The sequence below is a fragment of the Egibacteraceae bacterium genome (assembly GCA_040905805.1).
Taxonomy (GTDB): Bacteria; Actinomycetota; Nitriliruptoria; order Euzebyales; family Egibacteraceae; genus DATLGH01.
Window position 1 is genome coordinate 16,879 of sequence record JBBDQS010000138.1, and the last position, 9,928, is coordinate 26,806.

The following is a 9,928-nucleotide window of genomic DNA, read 5'->3' on the forward strand; positions in this document are numbered from 1 at the left end:
TCGGCCGCGGCCGCGGTGACGGCCGCGGTGACCATCGCGCGGCGCAGCCCCGACGGCAGAGCGGCGAGCTGCTTGTCGACCAACCCGCTGGCCGCGTTCTTGGCGGTGTCCAGATCGGTGGGGGCCATGTCGGGACAGGCAGCGGTGTGCAGCCGCCGCTCGGCGGCGATGAGCTCACCCAGTCCCCCATCGCCGTCACCGTAAGGATCGAGCTCGGCGAGGCGCTGGTTGACCTCGGCGAGCGCGATGGCGACCTGAGCGGGTGTTGCCTGCCACGTGCCGACGGTGGCGCCCGGGGCGGAGGTGGCTTCGGCGGCTTGCACGTCAGCGAGCGTGTGCCCGTGCACGCTGTCGATCTCGCCTGCGGCCAGCTGACCGTAGCGTTGGGTGGCCTTGGCTTGGATCTTGGCCTTGGAGGGCGAGTCGGAGGGGTAGGCGGGGTTGAGCCAGTGCACCAGCGCACTGCCGCTGACCAGCTGGGGATGCGCGAAGCCCTGCGCCGCCGCGAGCTCCTGCAGCTGGGCCTCGGGGAGGCTGGCCAGCACGTCAGCGGCGCCGACGGCGATGGCAGCATTCCAGTCCTGCTGGTCGTCACCGACGAGACCAGACTGGTCGAGCTCTGCGGTGGCTGTGGTGACCAGCCAGCCGAGATCCTCGTAGAAGTGCGCGGGATCGCTGTGCTCGGCGAGTCCCGCGATCAGCGCGGCGGTGTGGGCGAGCTTGCCCTCGGGCGAAGCAGTGTCAGGGGTCTCCTCGACAAGCTCATCGGCGGGGTCATCGACGAGCTCGCCGTCGTCGGCGGGGGCAACGGTGAAAGCCTCGTGGGTCTTCGCGCTGTCGCTGCCCACCGCCTACGCCTCCGCCTCGATGTTCAGCAAACCGTCGAGGGCGGTCTCCACGGCGTCGCGCAGCGCCATGCCGTCAGCGGGTGCGTCGAGGGGCGCGAGGTCGACCGTGCGTCCGTTGGCGTTCTCGGTCCAGAACTCGACACGGTCGTCCAGTGCCACCGCCGAGGTCGCGTTGAGCCGATCCCGCCAGATGTCCGCGGCGGGTTCCAGCGGCACCCATGAGGCGTGGTGGTGGCTGCCGTGGACGCCCAGAACGCCGACGGGGCGGGTGGCCGCGCCCGTCGTGGGGTCGTTGGCCAGCAGCACCCACAGCTGTGGCGCGGTGGTCACGGCGCCTCCCGGGTGGTGGCCGGGGCGAACTGTGCACGCTCGGCGTGGAAGACCAGGGGCACCATGCCCAGCGCACCGTTGCGGTGCTTGGCCACCGCCAGCTCGGCAGCGCCGGTCACAGGGGGCTGGGCCTGGTAGGCCGCTTCGCGGTACAGCAGCCAGACCAGGTCGGCGTCCTGCTCGAGCCCGCCGGAGCCGCGCAGGTCCGCCAGCTGCGGTCGGCGGTCGGTGCGTTCCTCGGGGCGGCGGGACAGCTGAGACAGCGCGAGCACCGGCAGCTCCAGCTCCTTGGCGAGCAGCTTGAGGCTGCGGGAGGTCTCGGCGAGCTCGCTGGCGTGGTTGTCCATCCGCCGGGGTGGGGCGAGCAGCTGCAGGTAGTCCACGACGACGAGCGCGAGGCCGTGCCGGCGTTGCAGCCGGCGGGCGCGGGCGCGCACGTCCGAGGCCGACAGCCCGGGCGAGTCGTCCAGGTGCAGCGGCGCGTCGGCGAGGCGGCCGACCGCCCCCGAGATCGCCGCCCAATCCGGGTCGCCCAGCTGGCCGGTGCGCAGACGCGACAGCGGCAGGCGGCACTCCGCGGACAGGATGCGCTGGACAATCTCGCCAGCGGACATCTCCAGGGAGAACAGCGCGACGGGCTGGCGCAGCCGAACAGCGGCGTGGGTGGCGATGTTGACCGCCAGGGCGCTCTTGCCGAGCCCGGGCCGGGCGGCCAGCAGCACCAGCGAGGCGGGCTGCAGGCCGGCGGTGAGCCGGTCAAGGTCCGGGTAGCCGGTGGCCAAGCCGGTCACGGGCCCTTGGCCCTCAAGGGCCTCAAGGCGCGCCAGCTGGTCGGTGACGAGGCCGCGGAGGGCGGACAGCTCACCGGGGGTGCGGCGGGCGGCGTGCTCGTGCAGCAGCGTCTCGGCCTGGTCGGCGATCTCCACGGCTGTGTCGCCGTTGTCGGGGTACATGGCCAGCCGGGCGATCTGGCTGGCAGCGTCGAGGATGCGGCGGCGCAGCGCGCAGTCGGCGACGATCCTGGCGTAGTAGGGGGCGGTGGCGGTCGTGGGGGTCGCCGACATGAGGTCGGCGAGCGCCACGGCACCGCCGACGTCGGCGAGCTGGCCGCGGCGCTCGAGCTCGTCGCCGACGGTGATCGGGTCGGCGGGCTCGCCGGCGTCGTGCAGGCCGGTGATGGTCTCGAACACGGTGCGGTTGGTTCCGCGGTAGAAGTCGGCGGGGCGCAGGATCTCGCTGACTTCGTCGATGGCGCTGGCCGACAGCAGCATCGCGCCGAGCACGCTGCCCTCCGCGTCGAGGTTGTGGGGTGGCGCCTGGCCGCTGGGGGCGCTCGGGCCCGGCCGTGGGCCGCTGCGGGGGCCGACGTGGCGGGCGGATGCGGGAGCAGCGCTCATGCCGTTGGCTCCTCCACCACCATCTGCTTGCCGTCCAGGCGCCACGTCGGCGGCGGCTCGGCGAGCAGGTCGGCGTAGTAGCGGACGCTGGCGGCGAACGCGTCGTGGTCGTGCGCGTGGGCGTCCACGCGTCCCTGTGGGGTCATGACGGCGCCGTGGCGGGCGTACTGCTGGGGGTTCTGGGACACCAGGACGAGGCGATCGCCGAACAGCGCGTGCAGCTCGCGGATGCGGCTGCGTCGGGAGGTGCCGCAGGCGATCAGCCGTGTGCCGGCGGGCAGCAGCAGCGACAGGTAGGCCAGGCCGGGCAGCGCCATGTCGTTCCACGAGGCGTCGCGGCGGAACGTCTGCAGGTTGATCGCCACGGCTGCCGGCGCGGTATCGGCCAGCCAGGCGCCGTAGCGGTCGAGGTCCTCCTGGCGGAACCAGTACAGGTTGGGCACCGCCGGTACGCCGGCGTCGCACAGCTCTTGGGCGAGCAAGAGGTTGCGGCGGAAGTTCAGGAGGTGCTCGGCGCGCGGCTGGTTGCCGTACATCGAGTAGTTGCACGCCAGCACGAGGTCCCACTGCTGCTCGGCGAGGCGTGGGATCAGCTGGCGGCGGCGAGTCCAGAACGCCTCGACGAGGGGATCCTCGCCGTAGCCGACGAGCACGGCCAACTGGTCGTGGTGCAGGCCCAGAGCCTCGCGTGCGGTCGTGTCCGTGAAGCGGGGCACGACGCGGTGGCTGGTTGGGCTGAACACCCGCCGTAGCCCGACCGCGTACGCGGGCCACCGAAGGTCAGCGTCGAAGCGGGCGAGGTCGTGACCGTCCACCTGCGGGATGAACGGCGGTAGCGCGGCGGGCAGCCGGGCCTCGAGCACGATGTCGTCGAAAGCGACCGTGCCGCCCACGTCGCGCATCCATGCCGCGATGTCGGTCCGGCTGCCGCAGCGGATCGGACACTGCCCGCAGCCCGCCTCACCCGCGGCCGCCGCATCGCTCCGGGCGCACCCGCAGTAGGAGCAGCTGGAGTTGCACCCCGAGCACACCGGCTCGGCCGCTTCGGGGTTGCCGACGAAGAACGAGCACCGCGAGCAGTCACAACCTCGCGCCGGAACAGGCACGGAAGCGGCCCGGGGCAGACTGGCCTCTTGGCTGGAACCACACACAACCATAAACTAGCATGTGTTACCATGAATAGTCTAGGACGCCTGGCCGGGCTCGAAGCCAAGTTCGACCTCGACGCCGAAGACGACGCCCCGAGATGCAGGCGGGGTGGCCTGACACGCGGCGGCCGACCGGGTTGTCTCGGCCCCACCGTAGGGTTGACAGAGGCTCAAGGCGCAGCCGGTCCGGTCCGGTTACGGTTTGAGCACGCCACCAAGGGAGACGTGGACAGCGATGGGCGACCGCAGCACGATCGAGTGGACCGAGGCGACATGGAACCCCGTCACCGGCTGCACGAAGGTGTCGGCAGGCTGTGACAACTGCTACGCCGAGACGTTCGCGGAACGGTGGCGCGGTATCCCCGGCCACCCGTACGAGCAGGGCTTCGACCTGAGGTTCTGGCCCGAACGGCTCGACCAGCCCCTTCGGTGGAAGCGTCCGCGGGTCATCTTCGTCAACTCAATGAGCGACCTTTTCCACCAGCGCGTCCCCGCGTCCTACGTCGACCGGGTCCTCGACACGATCAGGGCGACGCCGCACCACACGTACCAGGTACTCACGAAGCGTCCCGGAAAAATGGCGTCGGTCATGCGGCAGCTCCAGCCCGAACCACTCGACAACCTGTGGCTGGGCACGTCCGTCGAGGACGACGACCACGTCAGCCGGGTCGACCACGTCCGCGCAACCCCGGCAGCGGTCAGGTTCCTGTCCCTCGAGCCGCTCCTCGGCCCGGTGCCATCACTCGCCCTGACCGGGATCGACTGGGTCATCGTGGGCGGCGAGTCAGGGCCCGGTCACCGACCGATCGACGCCGGGTGGGTCCGCGACATCCGCGACCGCTGCAACGACGCCGGTGTCGCGTTCTTCTTCAAGCAGTGGGGCGGGGTACGTCCGAAGTCAGGCGGGCGCGCCCTCGACGGACGCACGTGGGACGAGATGCCGAACGCAGCCGTTGCGGAACCCGCCGCCGTCTAGGTTGCTGCTTCCCGGAACGTCACGTACGAGTTATCGGGAAACGAGCCCTTTCGGCGCTCCTTCCCGGGGACGCTCACGTCGGAGACGTGCTCCGCTTCCATCAGCTTCAGTGCTCTAGTCTTCAAGTGGCCCTCCAGGAACGGGGTGTCGCAGACCACGAACTCCTTCAGCCGTTGCACCGACACGGTCTGACCGGCGAACCGCTCAAGGATGGCTTCCTGCAACGGACGGGTGTCGACGTTGTCGCGGGAGAACAGGACCTGCTGTCCGCCGAGCCGCGCGCGGAACTCGTAGCCGCCGCCGGGATCGACTTTCCACATGGCCTCCTTCATCTTGCTGAGGCCGGTGGGATGGCGGGTGGCGTACACGAGGTCGTAGCAGGGCTGGCCGCTCATCGACCACATCCGGAACGCCTGAACGTACTTGAACTCGGCAACCCGCCTGAGCTGTTCGGCGTACAGGTCGATGAGGAACGCACGACGTTCGTAGGTGTCCATCTGCTTCGCTTCGTGCCACTCGGGCGTGCCGAGGAGCTCGTCGAGCGGCGTTTCGAACGCGTCATGATCAGTCCATCGGCTGGCGCTCTGAATGGCGAAGTTGGCGATCAACTCGCACCCGTCGAACGACAGAAGCTCGGCCACCTGATCCATGCGGATGCCCTTCACACCGTACGGATCGATCAGGGCCAGAGTTGGAGCGCCGACGGCGCGCTGGCGTCGGAGCATTTCGATCATCTCCTGTGCGACCGCGGCGAACGGTGAGTTGATCACCTCCCACTCGACCCGCGCACCGGCGGGCAGCCGGCCGTCTAGGTACGCCGCGACACGGGTGCGGAGCCGGTCAGCATGCTTCTTCTTCGTTTCGCAGAAGACGAACCTGAACTCGCACCCTGCGAGGATGTCGGCGGTGTCCCGACGGTTCAGCAGCGCGTCGAGCGCCACGAGCGGCGATCCCATCTCGCCTGTCGTATACCGCCCGGACCCTGCGAGTCCGTCGAAGTAGAGCAGGCGTTGACGGCGGCGCCCCAGGATCGGATACCAAGCATCCAGGTAGCCGCGGAGGATCCTGTGCTTGGCTTCGGTCTGGGGAGCCATCTTGAGGTCGTCGTCGTACGCGTCGCCGTCGTCGCTCAAAATGTCGTCCCCCCTCAAACAGACCTCTGACAAGGTAACAAGGCCACCGGATTCCTCCGAGGATATGCTGGTGCACCGCTGCGCATCGACTCGTGGTGCCGTCCGCGAGCTCGTGCCCTGCGATAAGGCTCGCCGGAACTCGAAGCTCAGCTCGCGGACGACGACTGACCCGCTGCGTCGACCGCCTGCGCCTGGGTGCGCCAGATGGGCGGAGCCGTCGCACCCAGTTGTTACGGTGAACCCCATGAAACCGGTAGGCGCGAAGATCGAGGGCTACAGGCGGTTCGGCGAGTCGAACCACGGGATCGACCTGCGCGGCGACCTCCTGGCCGTGGTCGGCCCGAACGAGGCGGGGAAGTCGTCGCTGCTCGACGCGCTGCTCCGTTTTGGGGACTCCGACCCGATCGACGGCGACGACCTGACCCGGAGCGGGGACGGCACTGCTCGGATCGAGGTGGTGTACCGGCTCGATGACGAGGACAAGGCGTCGCTCCACGAGAGGTTCGACCCGGCCCTGTCGGCCGAGGTGACACGCCTCGTAGTCGCCCGTGACCACAAGGGACGACGATCGGTTCTGCTGAGAGGTCGTGTGCCGAAGCCCTCGGACCTCCTCGACCGCCCGATCAAGAAGCTCGCGGCCGCCCGGAAGAAGCACGGGAACCGGCTCGACGACGAAACCGCGACCGAGCTTATCGAACTGCTGGACGCGTTAGCCAGCGGGAAGCCGCCGACCGAGCCGCCGAGAGAACTGCGCGCGTACGCCGACAGCACCCTTGCCGAACCGGAGGCCGACCCAGCCGACCGTCAGGTCGCAGAGGCACTGAACCGGGTGCTCCGGCTGGCCCACCGGAACCCGAACCAGGCCATGTCCTCGTACCTGTGGAAGCACAGGGCACCGGAGTTCCTCAAGTTCACGACCGCGGACAGGGACCTGCGCGCGGCGTACACGATCACGGAGAAGGGCAAGGAGCGGTGGAACGCCGCCCTGCACAACCTCGCCCGCTTCTCCGGGCTCGGCTAGCGTTCGGTTCCTTGCGCCGGCCGCGTGGGACAACGAGCCAGGCCTGTACCGGGTGTGCTGAGCGGGTACTGTCAACCGTGGGCACGCAGTAACGCCAACCGGCGAACATGGTGTGGCGGCTGTCGGTGGGTGAACGCCTCTGGTAGAGGGGGGAGGCCAATAGGCGGTTCCCACCCGTCACCCCATCGCTCGCTGGCCGTCTGTCCCATGGCGTGCAGGTCAACTGTCCAGCGTGGGATACGACCAAACTGTTCGCCGTATTCACCCATCTGTTCGAGAGCCTGATTGAATCGATCGCGCGCGTCAATGCTTCTCGCTGTGAGGGCCAGTCTCGCATCTACCCGTAAGAAGTTGAGCGCGAACTCGGGGTGCCCGGCAAGGGCCACGTGGCGTTCCCTATCCAACTGCTTGAGTGCGGCCTTATAGAGATCGCCGCTCGGATCCAACATCTCTAGCTTTGTTGCATTCAGCGCGGCCAGTGGTTCAGCTTGGCGGCGCGCCGCAGCGACCCGCCAGTCGTCCGGCATCCCCATCCTTGCCGCTTGGGACCATGATTCGGCGGCTGCTCGGGTCGCAGCGAGAAGATCCTGTGAGGCTTCACGGGGCCCAGACGTCCCAGCTCGGAGACGTCGCACCGGCACCGATGCCTCGACCAGCTTGATCTGCTGTTGCCATTCAGCAGCGTCGCGCACGCCAACCGCCCTCCTGACGTCTCCGTAGTCGGCGCGTAGCCGTTCCAATTGAGCGTCAGCGTAGCGAAACATGCGGTGGCCAGTGGCTACAATTAGTCGATCCATGTGCGTGGGCAGACGGCGCCAATCGTTGGGCGGCAGGATCGCGAGCAGTCTGCGAGCGACGACGAACGCGCCGCTGTCTTCTTCCACTCGCAATAGCTGCAGAAAGCCGCGGAGCGCTCGAACCTCGAGTTCGCCCCAGAGACCCAGCGACGCCTGGTTGTACTGAGGGGCAGCCTGCGGTGGTAGGACGCGGCTTTTCTTGCCGGTTATTCTGGCGATGCTGATGATTCGCAGGGCGGCATGGAACAGTAGCCGGGCCTCTCCTGGTCGAAAGTCATGCAGTCCATTGCGCTGCTCCGCAGCATGGAGTAACCGGGCGACCTCTCCAGACGTCAAGTCCACCTCGTACTGGAGCGCTCGATCCAACAGCATTCGAAGGTCGTTGGGCAAGTCGTCCATCGTATCCAAAGACAGGGGTAACGAATATGTCATAGCCCATGTCTTTACCTCATCGGCAGGAACGAGTGACATCACAAACCGAAGGACATATTTGCCCCTTTGTGGATCGCTGGCGGCTTGGCTACTCCCATCTCTGCTGGCTAGTTCCACCCCAGCTATCTGATCGATGAGGTCAGCGTTGAAAGTATTGTCGAATAGCCCCAATGCGGCCTTAATATCGAAAACTCGCAGGCCCCCAATTCGGCCCGATTGATCAAGGTTAGCCTCATCGTCCTGCTCAGATTCAGTGGGGCGCCGTGTAGTCATCCAGGGGTAGTGGCGGCCAGAACCTGTGTAGTCCTCGGGCACCGTTGGGACGGTTACGGATTCTGCCAACGCTTCGTACGCGCGGGTCATCAACTGTCTGAGCCGCCGCGGTTGGAGCCACTCGATTTCCGAGGGGCGTAACCTCCGGGTGTCTGCTCGAACGCGGATATCGGCGATCTTTTCGCGGGGAGGGCCCAGCAACCCGTAGAACTGGCCGACGGCATCGAGGCCACGTCGCTGGTCACGAGCGTCCCCGTCGGTGCCAGTGAGGCTGATTGCCCGCAGCAGCTCCTCTGCTAGCGCGATCCGCTCGTGCCACATGTCGTTGAGCACCGCGTTGGCTACCCGTCCAGCGAAGATCGGAGGCACAGGCGTTGTTGGTTGCCTACGTTTGAACGCCGCCGCCCGCCAGTTCGTCAGCAAGGCTTTCACTTCGGTAGCCGTGGGGCGCCGAGACGAACTAGCGGCTGATTGCCGGATCTGCATACCCACTCACCTGTGGACCGTTGCGCGGAGTCCATCGTACGGCCCAGGCATACGCCGACGACAAGGAGCTCCCATGACTAGCAAGCGCCACAGCACTCCCCCGCAGTGCGAGCAAGCCGCCTGCAGGACCTGCTCGTCCCTCATCACCCTAGATTGCCAGCCGCACGGCACCTGCATCAACTGCGTTCATCCCCCCGTCTGCGAAGCTCCCCCCTCCCTGCACAACGATGCGTCGGGCAACAGCGCTTCGGCTGACATCGCCGGCACTCCCATCGAGCCGATCGGTCCCTTCGCCCGGCTCAGTGGTGCGACAGCGCTCGCCCTGGGCTTCTCCGCCCGCTACGGTGCGGACCACCTCGGCGTCGCCCGTATCGACCAGCTCAGCAGTGAGCAGCACCGCCAGCTTGACCTGGTTGCCCAGTGGCCGCTGGCAGCGATCCGTTGGCGGCTAGAAAAGGACAACACCGTCCCCTGGGACCTGATCGACTCGGCCATCTTCGAGATGCGCCGTTACTTGGCGTTGATCGCTTTGTCCGACGAACCAGTAGGCATGATCTCACCCTACGTCGACGAGGCGTGGCACGCGTTTGTGCTACACACCCGTGAGTGGGAGGTTTTCTGTCACGTGGTTTACGGAAAGCTCGTGCATCACGCCCCGAACCTTCCTGATGACGTTGCAGCGCCGGTCCCGCCAGAGTTGCAGCGTTACGTAGGCATCTCGAGTGGTGAGACGGCGTCAGCTTGTCACGTTCGTCCTTGTGACGCTGAATACCCGGTCTTCCCTGACCCTGATGCTGACCCTCGTGGCATCCCCAACGGACGCAGTCCGAAACCCGGCGGCCCGATTTCCAGCACACCTGCGTCAGTGGTGACCCTGTACCGGACCATTTTCGCGGAGCCCATGGCACCAGTGTGGTTCGCGCACCTACCCAAGAAATCCATCGAGGAGAACTGCCAGGCTGGACCACTGGACTGCTTCGGCGGTTGCTGGAACGACCACGCTGGACGCATTGCCGACGACGCGTCCGTCTAGAAATATCGATGTCGCAGCCTGCAGAATGCCTATGACCTGAGGAACCGCCCGACA

Annotated in this window: 9 protein-coding genes; 3 read left to right on the top strand and 6 right to left on the bottom strand. The window is 67.3% G+C overall.

What is annotated here, in order from left to right; translation table 11 throughout:
• From WD250_15160 to WD250_15175, 4 genes are all read right to left on the bottom strand, one after another.
• On the bottom strand, positions 1-848 hold an 848-nt coding region (locus tag WD250_15160; protein MEX2621554.1), incomplete at its 3' end, for a hypothetical protein.
• Between the two features lie 3 nt (positions 849-851).
• Complete coding sequence (locus WD250_15165; protein ID MEX2621555.1) at positions 852-1,178, bottom strand: hypothetical protein; 327 nt, start codon at positions 1,176-1,178, stop codon at positions 852-854.
• Positions 1,175-2,575 (bottom strand): replicative DNA helicase, encoded by a 1,401-nt coding sequence (gene dnaB, locus WD250_15170; GenBank protein ID MEX2621556.1) that lies wholly within the window; start codon positions 2,573-2,575, stop codon positions 1,175-1,177. Before dnaB ends, WD250_15165 begins: the two co-directional genes overlap by 4 nt.
• On the bottom strand, positions 2,572-3,468 hold the full coding sequence (locus WD250_15175; protein ID MEX2621557.1) for a DUF4417 domain-containing protein: 897 nt from the start codon (positions 3,466-3,468) through the stop codon (positions 2,572-2,574). The genes dnaB and WD250_15175 overlap by 4 nt, the downstream gene beginning before the upstream one ends.
• 490 nt (positions 3,469-3,958) lie before the next feature.
• Here WD250_15175 and WD250_15180 point away from each other — a divergent pair, with 490 nt between their 5' ends.
• Complete coding sequence (locus WD250_15180; GenBank protein ID MEX2621558.1) at positions 3,959-4,699, top strand: phage Gp37/Gp68 family protein; 741 nt, start codon at positions 3,959-3,961, stop codon at positions 4,697-4,699.
• On the opposite strand, the gene WD250_15185 is transcribed toward WD250_15180, so the two are convergent.
• On the bottom strand, positions 4,696-5,832 hold the full coding sequence (locus WD250_15185) for a three-Cys-motif partner protein TcmP (GenBank protein ID MEX2621559.1): 1,137 nt from the start codon (positions 5,830-5,832) through the stop codon (positions 4,696-4,698). The genes WD250_15180 and WD250_15185 overlap by 4 nt on opposite strands.
• Before the next feature lie 244 nt (positions 5,833-6,076).
• Between WD250_15185 and WD250_15190 the strand changes: the two genes are divergently transcribed.
• Entirely contained in the window at positions 6,077-6,853 is a 777-nt protein-coding gene (locus WD250_15190) for an AAA family ATPase (protein ID MEX2621560.1), read from the top strand.
• A gap of 71 nt (positions 6,854-6,924) precedes the next feature.
• Here WD250_15190 and WD250_15195 read toward each other — a convergent pair whose 3' ends face one another.
• On the bottom strand, positions 6,925-8,787 hold the full coding sequence (locus tag WD250_15195; GenBank protein MEX2621561.1) for a hypothetical protein: 1,863 nt from the start codon (positions 8,785-8,787) through the stop codon (positions 6,925-6,927).
• A 127-nt stretch (positions 8,788-8,914) separates the two neighbouring features.
• Here WD250_15195 and WD250_15200 point away from each other — a divergent pair, with 127 nt between their 5' ends.
• Positions 8,915-9,874, top strand: a complete 960-nt coding sequence (locus WD250_15200; GenBank protein ID MEX2621562.1) for a hypothetical protein — start codon at positions 8,915-8,917, stop codon at positions 9,872-9,874.
• The last annotated feature ends 54 nt before the right edge of the window (positions 9,875-9,928 follow it).

Bases quoted from the DNA above. Each gene is read 5' to 3' on its own strand.
- dnaB (MEX2621556.1), bottom strand. From the start codon at position 2,575: ATGAGCGCTGCTCCCGCATCCGCCCGCCACGTCGGCCCCCGCAGCGGC.
- WD250_15180 (MEX2621558.1), top strand. From the start codon at position 3,959: ATGGGCGACCGCAGCACGATCGAGTGGACCGAGGCGACATGGAACCCC.
- WD250_15190 (MEX2621560.1), top strand. From the start codon at position 6,077: ATGAAACCGGTAGGCGCGAAGATCGAGGGCTACAGGCGGTTCGGCGAG.
- WD250_15200 (MEX2621562.1), top strand. From the start codon at position 8,915: ATGACTAGCAAGCGCCACAGCACTCCCCCGCAGTGCGAGCAAGCCGCC.